This is a genomic window from Neobacillus jeddahensis (assembly GCF_000612625.1).
GTDB classification, from domain to species: domain Bacteria; phylum Bacillota; class Bacilli; order Bacillales; family Cytobacillaceae; genus Neobacillus; species Neobacillus jeddahensis.
This window is the reverse complement of sequence record NZ_CCAS010000004.1, coordinates 97,811-112,202: the sequence shown is the minus strand read 5'-3', so window position 1 is coordinate 112,202 and position 14,392 is coordinate 97,811. Positions and strand designations below refer to the sequence as shown.

16 protein-coding genes and 1 other annotated feature are annotated in these 14,392 nt (G+C 38.2%); all 16 genes read left to right on the top strand.

The window, feature by feature from the left end; translation table 11 throughout:
• Positions 1-30: 30 nt before the first annotated feature.
• The 16 genes from TY15_RS03075 to TY15_RS03000 all read left to right on the top strand — a co-directional run bounded on the left by TY15_RS03075 (position 31) and on the right by TY15_RS03000 (position 14,363).
• Positions 31-762 carry a DUF881 domain-containing protein gene (locus tag TY15_RS03075; protein WP_040204866.1) on the top strand — a complete coding sequence of 244 codons (732 nt, stop codon included), beginning with the start codon at positions 31-33 and terminating at the stop codon, positions 760-762.
• Positions 762-1,124, top strand: a complete 363-nt coding sequence (locus TY15_RS03070; protein WP_040204868.1) for a small basic family protein — start codon at positions 762-764, stop codon at positions 1,122-1,124. The genes TY15_RS03075 and TY15_RS03070 overlap by 1 nt, the downstream gene beginning before the upstream one ends.
• A 119-nt stretch (positions 1,125-1,243) precedes the next feature.
• On the top strand, positions 1,244-2,539 hold the full coding sequence (gene ftsA, locus TY15_RS03065; protein WP_040204870.1) for a cell division protein FtsA: 1,296 nt from the start codon (positions 1,244-1,246) through the stop codon (positions 2,537-2,539).
• A gap of 34 nt (positions 2,540-2,573) precedes the next feature.
• Positions 2,574-3,710, top strand: coding sequence for a cell division protein FtsZ (gene ftsZ, locus TY15_RS03060; protein ID WP_040204872.1), 1,137 nt, complete (start codon positions 2,574-2,576; stop codon positions 3,708-3,710).
• Between the two features lie 216 nt (positions 3,711-3,926).
• Complete coding sequence (gene spoIIGA, locus TY15_RS03055) at positions 3,927-4,853, top strand: sigma-E processing peptidase SpoIIGA (protein WP_040204873.1); 927 nt, start codon at positions 3,927-3,929, stop codon at positions 4,851-4,853.
• Between the two features lie 45 nt (positions 4,854-4,898).
• Positions 4,899-5,618, top strand: a complete 720-nt coding sequence (sigE, locus tag TY15_RS03050; protein WP_040204875.1) for an RNA polymerase sporulation sigma factor SigE — start codon at positions 4,899-4,901, stop codon at positions 5,616-5,618.
• Positions 5,619-5,847: 229 nt separating this feature from the next.
• A complete protein-coding gene (gene sigG, locus TY15_RS03045; RefSeq protein WP_040204876.1) occupies positions 5,848-6,627 on the top strand; it encodes an RNA polymerase sporulation sigma factor SigG in 780 nt (259 codons plus the stop codon).
• Positions 6,628-6,718: 91 nt separating this feature from the next.
• The gene (locus TY15_RS03040; RefSeq protein ID WP_040204877.1) at positions 6,719-6,982 is read left to right on the top strand and encodes a YlmC/YmxH family sporulation protein; all 264 of its coding nucleotides are present in this window, start codon (positions 6,719-6,721) and stop codon (positions 6,980-6,982) included.
• Positions 6,983-7,057: 75 nt separating this feature from the next.
• Positions 7,058-7,888 carry a peptidoglycan editing factor PgeF gene (gene pgeF / locus TY15_RS03035; RefSeq protein ID WP_040204880.1) on the top strand — a complete coding sequence of 277 codons (831 nt, stop codon included), beginning with the start codon at positions 7,058-7,060 and terminating at the stop codon, positions 7,886-7,888.
• The gene (locus TY15_RS03030) at positions 7,885-8,562 is read left to right on the top strand and encodes a YggS family pyridoxal phosphate-dependent enzyme (RefSeq protein ID WP_040204881.1); all 678 of its coding nucleotides are present in this window, start codon (positions 7,885-7,887) and stop codon (positions 8,560-8,562) included. Before pgeF ends, TY15_RS03030 begins: the two co-directional genes overlap by 4 nt.
• An 11-nt stretch (positions 8,563-8,573) precedes the next feature.
• On the top strand, positions 8,574-9,035 hold the full coding sequence (locus tag TY15_RS03025) for a cell division protein SepF (RefSeq protein WP_040204884.1): 462 nt from the start codon (positions 8,574-8,576) through the stop codon (positions 9,033-9,035).
• Between the two features lie 4 nt (positions 9,036-9,039).
• A complete protein-coding gene (locus TY15_RS03020) occupies positions 9,040-9,303 on the top strand; it encodes a YggT family protein (RefSeq protein ID WP_040204886.1) in 264 nt (87 codons plus the stop codon).
• A 31-nt stretch (positions 9,304-9,334) separates the two neighbouring features.
• The gene (locus tag TY15_RS03015) at positions 9,335-10,108 is read left to right on the top strand and encodes a YlmH family RNA-binding protein (protein WP_040204888.1); all 774 of its coding nucleotides are present in this window, start codon (positions 9,335-9,337) and stop codon (positions 10,106-10,108) included.
• An 84-nt stretch (positions 10,109-10,192) separates the two neighbouring features.
• Positions 10,193-10,708 carry a DivIVA domain-containing protein gene (locus TY15_RS03010; protein ID WP_040204889.1) on the top strand — a complete coding sequence of 172 codons (516 nt, stop codon included), beginning with the start codon at positions 10,193-10,195 and terminating at the stop codon, positions 10,706-10,708.
• Between the two features lie 49 nt (positions 10,709-10,757).
• Positions 10,758-10,995, top strand: a binding site (T-box leader).
• Positions 10,996-11,141: 146 nt separating this feature from the next.
• The gene (gene ileS / locus TY15_RS03005) at positions 11,142-13,913 is read left to right on the top strand and encodes an isoleucine--tRNA ligase (protein WP_040204890.1); all 2,772 of its coding nucleotides are present in this window, start codon (positions 11,142-11,144) and stop codon (positions 13,911-13,913) included.
• A gap of 150 nt (positions 13,914-14,063) precedes the next feature.
• Positions 14,064-14,363, top strand: a complete 300-nt coding sequence (locus TY15_RS03000) for a hypothetical protein (RefSeq protein ID WP_052353685.1) — start codon at positions 14,064-14,066, stop codon at positions 14,361-14,363.
• Positions 14,364-14,392: the final 29 nt, after the last annotated feature.

The window sequence follows — 14,392 nt, the reverse complement described above, 5'->3', positions numbered from 1 at the left end:
ATGATTATATTAAAAGGTTAGGTGAAAAATGTGGACAAGAAAAAAATAAATCTAAGTTTGACATTAATCGCAATTCTGGTTGGATTTATGATTGCGATTCAATTTCAAACGATGAAAAAGCCAGTAGAGCGAGACACAAGGGATGTTTGGCAGTTACGCGAGGCCTTACTTCAAGAAAAAGAACTTCAATCTAATTTATTAAGTGAAATTCGATCAAATGAAGAAAAACTTTCAGCCTATGAATCTAAACGAAAGCAAAGTAAGGAGCAAGCTTTAAAGGATACCCTTCAGGAATTGAAGATGGAAGCTGGGTTGACTGAGATTTCAGGTCCCGGAATCACGATACAAATAGAACCAGTTATGGAAGACGTTCAATTGGGAGCCCCGCTTACGAATGTTGTTTCCCCAGAACTACTTAAGAGATTATTGAATGAATTGAATATGTATGAAGCGAAATACGTGGCAATTGATGGACAAAGGACAATTAACACCACTGTGATTAGAGATATAAATGGGGAAACAAAAATCGATGGGCACACCCTTAAAAGTTTGCCTATTGAAATTAAAGTAGGCGTTGATGATATGAAATCTGCTGAAAAATTATCAAATCAGATGAAGGTCTCAAAAGCCGGAGATGAGTTTTTTACTGAAAGCTTAAGGCTGACGGTCTCAGGACCTAATCCAACTATCATCATTCCAGCCTATGATCATTCTATTCGTATTAAATACATGGAGCCCATAAAAGAAGGGGGCGGTTCCTAATGTGGCTGCCTGTTATGGGATTAGTAATTGGAATCATTCTCGGACTATTAACAGAAATTCGAATTCCTGAAGAATACTCTAATTATTTGTCGATTGCTGTGCTTGCCGCTTTCGACACACTTTTCGGAGGAATAAGAGCATACCTGCAAAATATTTATGATGAAAAGGTGTTTGTTTCAGGATTCTTTTTTAATATTATGCTTGCTGCAAGTTTAGCTTTTCTCGGGGTTCATCTTGGTGTAGACTTGTATTTAGCGGCAGTTTTTGCGTTTGGTGTCAGGTTGTTTCAGAATATTGCCGTCATAAGACGAATATTATTGACAAAATGGACAACAAACAAAGAAAAAATAGAAAAAAGTTGATTTTTTTAAAGGGAAATATGTAGTTGTGACGAATAATTTTATTAGATGTTACTATGAAACTTATATTGGACAAATGAATTGTTGTTCGACCTAAGGAGATTATAAGGAGGTGCCAAAGAATGAACAGCAATGAAATATATGTTAGTCTTGACATCGGTACATCCAGTGTAAAAGTAATCATTGGTGAAATGGTCAATGACTCGGGGAAAGACTCGTTAAATATAATTGGTGTAGGAAATGTAGAATCGGAAGGCTTACGTAAAGGGTCGATTGTCGACATGGACGACACCGTTCATTCTATTAAGCGGGCAATTGAGCAGGCAGAAAGAATGATTGGGATGGAAATACGCGAAGTGGTAGTTGGGATTTCCGGAAACAATATCATGCTGCAGAATTGCCACGGTATTGTCGCAGTATCTAGCCAAAACCGAGAAATTACGAATGAAGATGTGGTTCGTGTGATTGAAGCCTCCCATGTGGGCTCCATTCCACCAGAAAGAGAAAATATTGGTGTCATTCGTAAGCAATTTATTTTAGATGGTAAGGATGAAATAAATGATCCACGTGGGATGATTGGGGTTCGTTTAGAAATGGATGGAACGCTTATCACAGGTTCTAAATCCGTAATCATAAACACGCTGCGCTGTGTTGAACGGGCGGGTCTTGAAATATTAGACATTATCCTACAGCCATTGGCAGCAGGAGATTTTGCCTTATCTAAGGATGAGAAGAACCTTGGTGTTGCCCTAATTGATATTGGCGGTGGTTCAACAACTATCGCAGTGTTTGAAGAAGGGTTTTTAAAAGCCACAAGCGTGATACCAGTTGGGGGAGATCTTTTAACGAATGATCTTTCCAAGGTCTTGCACACCTCTACTGATGATGCAGAAAATATAAAGGTAAGATATGGACATGCTTTCTTTGACAATGCATCAGAAGATGAATTCTTTAGCGTTCCGATCATTGGGAGTGATCAGCATCAGCAATTTAATCAGCTCTATGTTTCTGAAATTATTGAAGCTAGGATGGAGGAAATTTTTGAACTGATTGCCAATGAATTAAAACGATTGGGAGTTATGGATTTACCAGGTGGATTTGTCTTAACTGGTGGAACAGCAAAAATGCAAGGTGTTCTGGAACTTGCCCAAGATATATTTCAAAATCCAGTACGCATTGCCTCACCAGACTATATTGGTGTAAGAGAACCTCAATATACAACTGCGGTTGGCTTAATAAAATATGCTTACAAGAATGCTAGATTGCCCGGAGGAACAATTGGGTCGTCAGCAGCTATTTCTGAGCCAATCGAAAAAAGAATGCCTAAACAACATCAACCTAAACCAAAAGTAGAAAAACATCCGGAAGATAAGATGTCAACAAAAGTAAAAAAATTCCTTGGTTACTTTTTCGAATAATCGAAAATTAATCGACGAATTAGGAGGATTTGTCATGTTAGAATTTGATACAAATTTAGATTCTCTTGCAACAATAAAAGTAATTGGAGTTGGCGGTGGGGGTAATAATGCAGTAAACCGCATGATTGAACATGGCGTCCAAGGGGTAGAATTCATCGCCGTTAATACAGATGCTCAAGCTTTAAATCTATCAAAAGCAGAAGTAAAAATGCAGATTGGTGCTAAACTAACTCGTGGATTAGGGGCAGGCGCAAATCCAGAGGTAGGTAAAAAGGCAGCTGAGGAAAGTAAGGAACAAATTGAGGAAGCATTACGTGGTGCTGATATGGTATTTGTTACCGCAGGAATGGGTGGCGGAACTGGGACTGGTGCCGCACCAGTAATAGCTCAAATTGCTCGTGACCTAGGTGCCTTAACAGTTGGTGTTGTGACTCGTCCATTTACCTTTGAAGGTAAAAAGCGTTCTAACCAAGCTTCTGGCGGTATTGGATCGATGAAAGAAGCGGTGGATACACTTATTGTTATTCCAAACGATCGTCTTCTTGAAATTGTTGATAAAAGCACGCCTATGCTAGAAGCGTTTCGTGAAGCAGATAATGTCCTACGTCAAGGTGTTCAAGGTATTTCCGATTTAATTGCAACACCTGGATTAATTAACTTAGATTTCGCTGATGTAAAAACAATCATGTCTAATAAAGGTTCTGCTTTAATGGGAATCGGAATTGCAGCTGGTGAAAACCGTGCAACCGAAGCTGCCAAAAAAGCGATTAATTCACCTTTACTTGAAACCTCAATTGATGGGGCACAAGGAGTATTGATGAATATTACAGGTGGATCTAATTTGAGTCTTTATGAGGTCCAAGAAGCAGCTGATATCGTGGCAACTGCAACAGACCAAGAAGTAAATATGATTTTTGGTTCTGTTATTAATGAAGCATTTAAAGATGAAATCATTGTAACTGTGATTGCAACTGGCTTTAATGAAGAGGTGGTACAACCGAAGGTAACTCGTCCATCATTTGGTCAAGCGAAACCATCAAGTACACCTGTTAAGAGAGAACATAAGCGTGAAGAAGCACCGCAGGAGCAACCAGTTCGTAATACAAATGTATCACAAGAGGATACATTAGATATTCCAACCTTCTTACGTAATCGCAATCGTAGAAGATAATAAACATGAAAAAGGCATAGTTCCCAAATGGGAACTATGCCTTTTTCATGTTTCCATTATTAAAATATGACAAAATCCGTTGCTTATAGTGGAAATTTCTGTTTTTTTGATTACAGAAAGTGACACACTTCCGCTAGTAAGATACGTTATACTTTTTCGTAAACAGAAGAATAGAATGATGTGTGCCTTTTCGATAGTGATAAGGAGGACGCTTACTTGACTGTATATGTAGATGTAATCTGGGCTCTTAATTGGTTATTTGATAGCCTTCTCCTTTATTTAACAGCCATTATCCTAAAAAGAAGAATACAGATATGGAGATTACTCGCTGGTGGGTTTATGGGTTCATTGATTATTTTATTATCGTTTACTCCATTAAATGTCTATTCTAATCATCCTATTTCAAAACTACTCTGTTCCATCTTTATGGTATTAATTGTTTTTGGATTTAAGCGATTCACCTTTTTCCTTAAAGCGTTAATGACGCTTTATGTTGCGACGTTTTTAATTGGTGGAGCCATTATGGGTGCTCATTTTTTTATTCAGTATGATAGTGAATTGACACTGACGGCACTAAGAGGATTTGGCGATCCGATTAGTTGGCTTTTTGTATTAATTGGGTTTCCAATTGCTTGGCACTTTTCAAGAAAAAATGTTGAAAGTATGGAGATGACCAAAATTCAGTATGAGCAAATTGTCAATGTGAGGTTGACTCTGGGAAATGAAAGTCTGCTATTTAAAGGATTGGTAGATAGTGGGAATCAGTTATATGACCCTTTATCCAAAATGCCTGTCATGTTTGTTTCCATTAAGGATCAAACAGAGGCACTCCCAGAATGGATAAACATTCTCGCTGGAGATCCAGAACCACTTATTATGGGAAGTCAAGTCGTTCCCGATGAATGGCAACATAAGCTAAGAATTATCCCAACTCGGGTAGTGGGACATGAGCACCAGCTCATCGTTGCCATCAAACCTGATCTAATCTTCATTGAGCATAATGGGACTCACTATTTATGTGATAAAGGACTTGTAGCCTTTACGTTGCAGCAGCTTTCGGCAGATGATACCTTTCAATGTATTGTTCACCCGAAAATGCTGACGGGTCCAAAGCAGCAAGGAGGTTCTGTGAAGGTAAGTTAATAATACTATACTCAGAAAAGATACAATTTAGAAGGAGGAACATACATGAAAAAATGGAGACTTCGTTTATCCTACTACTGGTATAAACTTTTAATAAAATTGGGCATAAAAACGGATGAAGTTTATTATATTGGCGGAAGCGAAGCATTACCGCCTCCTTTAAGTAAAGACGAAGAAGAGATGTTATTAAAAAAACTACCTGGCGGGGATAAAGCAGCAAGATCCATCCTAATCGAACGAAATCTTCGCCTCGTGGTCTATATTGCCCGGAAATTCGAAAATACAGGCATTAATATCGAGGACCTAATCAGTATTGGTACCATTGGATTAATTAAAGCGGTTAATACCTTTAACCCTGAGAAGAAAATAAAACTTGCTACATATGCATCTAGATGTATAGAAAATGAAATTCTCATGTACTTACGCCGAAATAATAAAATACGCTCAGAGGTTTCTTTCGATGAACCATTAAACATTGATTGGGATGGAAATGAGCTATTACTGTCGGATGTTTTAGGGACAGATGATGATATCATTACAAAGGATTTAGAAGCAAGTGTGGATAGAAAGCTGCTGACAAAAGCATTACACCAGCTTACAGACCGTGAGAAGCAGATTATGGAGCTTAGATTTGGCTTAACAAATGGAGAAGAAAAAACACAAAAGGACGTTGCCGACATGCTGGGGATCTCCCAATCTTATATTTCAAGATTAGAAAAAAGAATCATAAAAAGATTACGAAAAGAATTTAACAAAATGGTTTAGAATGTTAATAAAAATTTGCTGTTTTAGGAGTTTGGGAATAAAGGTTTTTAAACGTCAATTTTTTATAAAAAAGAAAAATTTTTCCACCACAGAAAGCCTAGAAGATTCCTGATTTAATTGCATTTTTCGACATTTATGCACGTGGCCTGGTGAGAGGGCACGTGCATATTTTTCCTTCACGGGGAGATACTGTTTTTTGTACAGCAGCTCCTGTGAGGAGGGAAAAGGATTGACTCGAAATAAAGTTGAAATTTGCGGTGTTGACACATCAAAACTTCCTGTTTTAAAGAACGAAGAAATGAGAATACTCTTCAAGCAAATGCAAGAGGGCGATATATCTGCTCGTGAAAAGCTCGTCAATGGTAATTTGCGTCTTGTATTAAGCGTTATTCAGCGATTTAACAACCGTGGCGAGTTTGTAGATGACCTGTTTCAGGTTGGCTGTATTGGACTAATGAAATCAATTGATAACTTTGATTTAGGTCAAAATGTAAAGTTTTCCACTTATGCAGTACCGATGATAATAGGAGAAATACGAAGGTATTTACGTGATAATAATCCGATTCGTGTCTCTCGTTCCTTGAGGGATATCGCCTATAAGGCACTTCAAGTTAGGGAACGATTAATGAGCGAAACCTCACGTGAACCGACTGCTGAGGAAATCGCCAAAGTATTAGAAGTGCCACATGAGGAAATTGTCTTCGCTCTAGATGCAATTCAAGATCCTGTGTCCCTGTTTGAGCCAATTTACAATGATGGCGGCGACCCAATATATGTGATGGATCAGTTAAGTGATGAAAAAAACAAAGATATTCATTGGATTGAAGAAATAGCCCTTAAAGAAGGAATGAGAAGACTTAACGAACGAGAAAAGTTAATTTTAAGGAAGCGTTTTTTTCAAGGCAAGACACAAATGGAAGTGGCAGACGAAATAGGTATATCACAAGCTCAGGTTTCGCGACTTGAAAAAGCAGCCATTAGACAAATGAATAAAAACATCCAAAGTTAAAGCTGTCCAACCGGACAGCTTTATTTTTTATAGATAATATTTCATCTCGCAACATATAGTTATGATAGTAATGTAATTGGGAGTGGTGCAGGTGGTTAAGATTTCTGAATTCCAGATAAAAGATGTTGTTAATGTATCAGATGGCAAAAGGCTTGGGAATATTGGTGATATAGAGATAAACTTATCTACAGGTAAAATTGAAGCGGTGGTTATTTCAGGAAACGGCAGGGTTCTTGGCTTTTTTGGGAAGGATGAAGAAATTGTTATTCCTTGGAAAAATATCATTAAAATTGGCCAGGATGTCATTTTAGTAAGATATAAAGGCAGTTTCGAAGGAATAAATGATGAAACCTAACCTTATCTTGTCCTTATTGCGGTGACCAATTATTCTTTTCATGGTAAACTATAGAAAAACAAAAGAGGTATTGATATGGAACCCTTTGTTTTGAACCATCCGTCTCTGTTGATCATGGAGGACTGGGTTAAACAATATCCACAATTAATTGCCGGTTTCACCACTAAAAATGGCGGAACAAGCCATGGTGATTTTGAAACACTTAACATGGGCTTTCATGTTGGCGATGTGCAGACAAATGTTTGTGAAAATAGAAAAAAAGTAGCTGAATTGCTCCATTTTCCATTGGAAAAATGGGTTGGAGCTGAGCAGACACACGATATTATCGTGAAAAAGATTACAAAAGCTGATCGCGGCAAAGGGTCTAATTCCTATGACCATTCCTTTAAAGGCACAGATGGCTTTTATACCAACGAAGAGGGGATTCTGTTAACTCTTTGCTTTGCCGACTGTGTCCCACTTTTTTTTATTGCGCCAGAAAAAAAGATGATTGGAACGGCCCATGCAGGCTGGAAGGGATCTGTTGGTCAAATCGCAAAGCAGATGATTCTGGCTTGGGGAAATGAAGGGATTTCACCGGAACAAATATTTGTCACAATTGGTCCGTCTATATGTGAAAAATGTTATATTGTAGATGATCATGTCATTAACTTTGTAGAAAAATCACTAGAAGATGGTGCAGTATTACCCTATAATTTACTTAATGAAGGTCAATATTCGTTGAATTTACCGGAATTAAACAGACAAATTCTTCTTGCTTCGGGAGTACCTGATAAAAATATCCGTCTAACGGGATTTTGTTCAAGTTGCAACCAAGAGTACTTTTTTTCTCATCGCCGTGACAAAGGCAAAACAGGAAGAATGATGAGCTTTATTGGCTGGAAGGAGACTTTGAATCGTTTATGAAAGTAGTAGAAAAACTGAAGCAAATTAATAAACAAATAGATGAGGCTTGCCTAACAGTTGATCGAAAGACCGACGAGGTGAAATTGATTGCCGTTACGAAATATGTTAGTACAGAACGAGCAATGGAGGCCCTTGAGGCTGGGATTAACGATTTAGGTGAAAATCGAGACGAAGGTCTCCTTGAAAAATGGGAGGTTTTACAGGACAAGCCTAATTGGCATTATATAGGTACACTGCAAACACGAAAGGTAAAAAACATTATTGATAAAGTTTCCTATATTCATTCATTAGATCGCCACTCACTTGCTGAAGAAATCAATAAGCGAGCAAATGGTAAAATAAAATGCCTTGTTCAGGTCAATGTCTCTGGAGAAGAATCAAAACATGGTATCCCTTTTGAAGATGCCATGGCATTTATAGAATCGTTAAGACCATATGAAAATATTAGTGTAGAAGGTTTAATGACAATGGCACCGCTGACGAATGATGAACCAATTCTTCGTGCCTGTTTTCAAAAATTAAGGGAACTTCGCGATCAAGTTCAAGACTTACATTTAGATTTTGCCCCTTGCACCGAGCTGTCGATGGGAATGTCTAATGATTTTAAGATTGCCATTGAGGAAGGGGCAACAATGATTAGAATCGGCACGGCACTTGTGGGTGAAGATGGTTAGGAGAGAAAAAAATGAAGATTAAATCAAAACTAAAGACATTCTTCTTATTAGATGATGAATATGATGATATCAATGATGAGTATGTTGAAACAGTTGAACCTGTAAAACAAAAACTACAACCAGTGAAAAGCCCTAATGTGGTCAGCTTGCAAACGGTTCAGAAGTCTTCAAGTTCGTCAAATTCATCTAAATCATCAAAGGTTATCTTGGTAGAGCCTCGTACTTATTCCGAATCAACGGAGATTGCCGACCACTTAAAAAATCATCGTGCGGTTGTTGTGAATTTGCAACGAATTGATACCGAACAAGGGCGGCAAATTGTCGACTTTTTAAGCGGAGCTGTCTATGCAATCGGCGGGGATATTCAAAAAATAGGATCTAGTATTTTTCTATGTACGCCTGACAATGTGGAGGTATCCGGGAATATTTCAGACCTTATTCCTGACCACGAAAATCAAACAACAAGGTGGTAATGATATGGCTTTCGTTTTTTACCTTTTACAACAGATAATCGGAATTTATTCGTGGGCATTAATCATTTATATATTAATGTCATGGTTTCCAAATGCAAGAGAGTCTGCGATTGGCCAATTTTTAGCGAGAATCTGTGAACCATATTTAGAGCCCTTTAGAAAGATAATTCCGTCGATTGGGATGATGGATATCTCTCCTATTGTCGCCTTTCTTGTCCTCAAATTTGCCAGCAGTGGTTTACACAGTGTGTACCTGTGGCTTTCGTAAGAATTTTAATTAGTAGGTTGTGGATTTATTTATGAACATCTATCAGCATTTTAGGCCAGAAGAACGCGATTTTATTGATCAGGCCTTACGATGGAAACGCAATGTGGAGACACAATATGTTGCTAAATTAACCGATTTTTTAGATCCTCGAGAACAACATATGTTAAAAATGATCATCGGTGAAGGTGGCGATGTAAACTTCAAACTTTTTGGAGGTAGTCTTGGGCTAGAACGAAAACGGGCATTCATTTATCCAGATTACTTGACTGCAGACAGAGATGACTTCCAAATTAGTTTGTTTGAAATCAACTATCCACAAAAGTTCGTTACGATTGAACATCGACAAGTTTTAGGGACACTTATGTCATTAGGACTTACGCGTGGGAAATTTGGAGACATTTTGATAAAAAATGGCCAGGTCCAATTTTTTGCTGCAAAAGAAATTAGTAATTATATTAGAACAAACGTTGAAACAATTGGCCGTGCCGGGGTAAAACTGGTTGAAACAAATGTGGAAAATGCAATAGCAGCCAAGGAGCTATGGGATGAACAGATGCTAACATTATCTTCCTTACGGCTTGATACGATTATTTCAGGGATATACCATATATCCAGACAAAAATCGCTTGCATTGATTCAGCATGGCCTTGTCAAGGTGAATTGGACATTAATTGAGAATCCTGCCTTTTCATGTGACCTAGGTGATATGATTTCAGTCAGAGGTCAAGGAAGAGCCAAAATTATTGAGATTGATGGTAAAACAAAAAAAGAAAAATGGCGATTATTGATTGGAAAACAAAAATAATTGCGTTTGAAGCAGGATTTTCAAAAAACTTGTCGAATATTTGCTTATACATATAGATGTACAGATTGTATGGAGGTGGCATGAATGCCGTTAACGCCGTTAGATATTCATAATAAAGAGTTTAATAAGGGATTTCGTGGATATGATGAAGATGAAGTAAATGAATTTCTTGATCAAGTCATCAAAGATTATGAATTAGTATTGAGAGAAAAAAAGGAAATGGAAGAACGCTTGAATGAGATGAAAGAGCGTTTGGGCCATTTTGTAAATATTGAAGAAACACTTAACAAATCTATCGTGATCGCCCAAGAAGCTGGTGAAGATGTCAAACGTAATGCACAAAAGGAAGCAAAGCTGATTATTAAAGAAGCTGAGAAAAATGCTGATCGAATTGTAAATGAATCCTTATCTAAAGCTAGAAAAATTGCTTTAGAAATTGAGGATTTGAAAAAGCAGTCTAAAGTATTCCGAACACGCTTCAAAATGTTGATTGAAGCACAGCTAGATATGTTGAATACAGATGATTGGGATCATTTATTAGAATATGAAGTCGATGCTACCGAGTTGAAAATTCATCAAGAAGAAGACTCCTTGGCTTGACGAAAAGTGTTTTATTAGCATATAATTTCTTAATAGTTAACAACATTGAACAATGACGATGACAGGGACAGTACAATTTTTCAAAAACTTATGGAAGCGAGTCGGGGATGGTGGAAGCCCGGTAAAGTTGAAAAATTGGAATATCACCCTCGAGTTCCGGGTCGAATCCCCTATTGGGAGAGTAGGCTCAGGCGTGTGATTCACGTTACGAATGGTAAAGAGGATGGTACTTTCCGGTACTATTTATCAGGGTGGTACCGCGGGAATAAAACCTTCTCGTCCCTATTTGGGATGAGAAGGTTTTTTTGTGTAGAAAAAAGGGACCTTCCGTCGTAAGTAAATTCACTCCATGTGGTTATAGTCATTAGCGAATGCTGGTTTTTTCAGGAAAATGGTCATACTGTTCAATATAAAGATGCAGGAGGAAGAAAAAATGGAATTTAAAGATACGTTGCTTATGCCAAAAACGGAATTTCCGATGCGTGGCAATCTTCCACAAAGAGAACCTGATATTCAGGCGAAGTGGGAAGAGATGAATATTTATCAAAAGGTCCAAGAACGGACAAAAGGTCGGCCCATGTTTATTCTACATGACGGTCCTCCATATGCGAATGGCGACATCCATATGGGTCATGCGCTTAATAAAATTTTAAAGGATATGATTGTCCGTTATAAATCCATGAGTGGCTATCATGCTCCCTATGTCCCTGGTTGGGATACACATGGTCTTCCAATTGAGCAGGCCTTAACAAACAAGGGTGTTAAACGCAAAGAAATGACCGTAGCAGAGTTCCGTGAGCTGTGTACAAAATATGCCCTTGAACAGATTAATAACCAACGTAGCCAATTTAAACGTCTTGGTGTTCGTGCGGACTGGGAAAATCCATATATTACACTGAAACCCGAATATGAAGCCCAACAAATTAAAGTTTTTGGTGAAATGGCGAAAAAAGGTTATATTTACAAGGGGAAGAAGCCAGTATATTGGTCTCCGTCTAGTGAATCTGCATTAGCAGAAGCAGAAATTGAATATCAAGATAAGAAGTCCCCATCTATTTATGTAGGCTTTAAGGTTAAAGACGGGAAGGGTATCGTAGATACTGAAACAGAGATCATCATTTGGACTACAACGCCATGGACTATTCCGGCAAACCTTGGCATCTCAGTACATCCAGATCTAACTTATGTGGTTGTTGCTGTGAATGATCATAAATACTTACTGGCTGAAGCACTTTTAGAAGCAGCAACGAAAGAAATTGGCTGGGAGGATGTAACAGTCGTCCAAAAGGTAAAAGGTAGTGAATTGGAATATATGGTGGCGTCACATCCACTTTATGGCCGTGATTCTTTAGTTATGTTAGGTGAGCACGTTACTACAGATGCGGGAACAGGATGTGTTCATACTGCCCCTGGCCATGGGGAAGATGACTTTTACATTGGTCAAAAATATGGTTTGGATGTTTTATGTCCTGTCGATGATAAAGGTGTTATGACAAGTGAAGCACCTGGATTTGAAGGCGTATTTTATGATACGGCCAATAAACAAATCGTTGAAGCCTTAGAGGCAGCTGATGCATTACTGAAATTGTCCTTTATTACGCACTCCTATCCACACGATTGGAGAACGAAAAAGCCAGTTATTTACCGTGCAACGGCCCAATGGTTTGCTTCTATTAAAGACTTCCGCGATGAACTGCTAGAAGCAGTTAAGGAAACGAAATGGGTACCGGCATGGGGAGAAACAAGACTATTTAATATGGTCAGGGACCGTGGAGATTGGTGTATTTCTCGTCAGCGGGTTTGGGGCGTACCAATTCCAGTATTTTATGCAGAAAACGGCGAAGAAATCATTAATGATGAAACAATCAATCATGTGTCAAATCTTTTCCGTGAAAATGGATCAAATATTTGGTTTGAGAGAGACGCTAAGGAGTTACTTCCGGAAGGATTTACACATCCAGGAAGTCCAAATGGTATCTTTACAAAAGAAACAGATATCATGGATGTATGGTTTGACTCTGGTTCATCACATCAAGCGGTACTGCTGGAGAGAGAAGATTTAGTCCGCCCTGCTGACCTTTATCTTGAAGGTTCAGATCAATATCGTGGCTGGTTTAACTCTTCCTTGTCAACAGCAGTGGCTGTAACAGGTAAAGCCCCATATAAAGGAGTCCTAAGCCACGGCTTTGCCCTTGATGGTGAAGGTAGAAAGATGAGTAAATCATTAGGAAATACGGTTGTTCCTGCAAAAGTAATGAATCAATTAGGTGCCGATATTTTACGCCTTTGGGTGGCTTCTGTTGATTATCAAGCCGATGTCCGTGTTTCAGATCCTATCTTGAAACAAGTGGCTGAGGTGTATCGCAAAATCCGTAATACCTTCCGTTTCTTACTTGGAAATTTAGCAGACTTTGATCCAGCAGTAAATAAGGTTGCATATGAAGATTTGCGTGAAGTGGATCAATTTATGATGGTTAAATTAAATAAACTAATTAAATACGTTCGTAATGCTTATGAAAACTATGAATTTGCAGGTATTTATCATGCAGTCAATAATTTCTGTACCCTTGATTTAAGCGCCTTTTATCTTGATTTTGCAAAGGATATCCTTTATATTGAGGCTGCTGATCAACACGAACGCCGCTCTATTCAATCTGTATTATATGATTCATTGCTGGCCTTAACAAAGTTAATGTCGCCTATTCTATCTCATACTGCAGATGAAGTTTGGAAGTTTATCCCATCTGAAACTACAGAAAGTGTTCAGTTAACCGATTTACCTGAATACGAGGAATTGGCGGGTGCCGATGCTTTAGAAGAGAAATGGACAGCATTTATGAAGCTTCGTGATGATGTATTAAAAGCACTAGAAGATGCTCGTAATCAAAAAGTAATCGGTAAATCATTAACGGCAAAAGTAACCTTGTATGTGAATGAAAATTCAAAACTCCTTTTAGATTCAATTGAAGAAAATATGAAACAGTTGTTTATCGTTTCCGGATTTGAAGTAGCGGGAGTTTATGAGCAAGCACCAGAACATGCGATCAAGCTTGAAACGGCCGCAATTGTGATTACCAAAGCAGAGGGAGAAACCTGTGAGCGCTGTTGGATCGTGACACCTGAGGTTGGTCAAGATCCAGAACATAGTACCCTTTGCCCGCGTTGTGCTGAAGTGGTAAAAGAAAACTATTCCCATTTAGCATAATGAATAAGGCTCTGTGCACCATGCACAGAGCCATTTTTTTATAATATTTCCCTTTTTCGCTAATTGTTGTAGTGGTTGTCAATTGTTTTATCGTGTCAGGTGAAAGACTACGGAGATAATAAGATAAATGACGCATAACGGAGGTAATAAATGATGAATCCCTTCCTGAACAAGCTGATTTTGGAACTCCGTACAACTAGAGATGAAATAGAGAGCGCATTACAATATAAACAAAAAAATGATTGGCTAACAGTCATCTTAGAAGAAGAGCTCAATGATATAAATGAGGCGCTTCAAAAGGCTGAAGACGGAAATTTTGGCTTGTGTGAAGTTTCTGGAGAATTTATTCCGATTGATTTATTAGCCACAATCCCTACATTAAAATCTTTAAAGGATACAGATGATATAGAGATTTTTTATAAAAAGCCGATATCTCCTTCATTTTTATGAAGTAACATTGTCGTTTCGCGAAAAAGTAT

Excerpts from the sequence above, each read along its gene's own strand:
- TY15_RS03070 (WP_040204868.1), top strand. The coding sequence starts at position 762 with ATGTGGCTGCCTGTTATGGGATTAGTAATTGGAATCATTCTCGGACTA.
- ftsA (WP_040204870.1), top strand. The coding sequence starts at position 1,244 with ATGAACAGCAATGAAATATATGTTAGTCTTGACATCGGTACATCCAGT.
- ftsZ (WP_040204872.1), top strand. The coding sequence starts at position 2,574 with ATGTTAGAATTTGATACAAATTTAGATTCTCTTGCAACAATAAAAGTA.
- sigE (WP_040204875.1), top strand. The coding sequence starts at position 4,899 with ATGAAAAAATGGAGACTTCGTTTATCCTACTACTGGTATAAACTTTTA.
- pgeF (WP_040204880.1), top strand. The coding sequence starts at position 7,058 with ATGGAACCCTTTGTTTTGAACCATCCGTCTCTGTTGATCATGGAGGAC.
- TY15_RS03030 (WP_040204881.1), top strand. The coding sequence starts at position 7,885 with ATGAAAGTAGTAGAAAAACTGAAGCAAATTAATAAACAAATAGATGAG.
- TY15_RS03025 (WP_040204884.1), top strand. The coding sequence starts at position 8,574 with ATGAAGATTAAATCAAAACTAAAGACATTCTTCTTATTAGATGATGAA.
- TY15_RS03020 (WP_040204886.1), top strand. The coding sequence starts at position 9,040 with ATGGCTTTCGTTTTTTACCTTTTACAACAGATAATCGGAATTTATTCG.
- TY15_RS03015 (WP_040204888.1), top strand. The coding sequence starts at position 9,335 with ATGAACATCTATCAGCATTTTAGGCCAGAAGAACGCGATTTTATTGAT.
- TY15_RS03010 (WP_040204889.1), top strand. The coding sequence starts at position 10,193 with ATGCCGTTAACGCCGTTAGATATTCATAATAAAGAGTTTAATAAGGGA.
- ileS (WP_040204890.1), top strand. The coding sequence starts at position 11,142 with ATGGAATTTAAAGATACGTTGCTTATGCCAAAAACGGAATTTCCGATG.
- TY15_RS03000 (WP_052353685.1), top strand. The coding sequence starts at position 14,064 with ATGATGAATCCCTTCCTGAACAAGCTGATTTTGGAACTCCGTACAACT.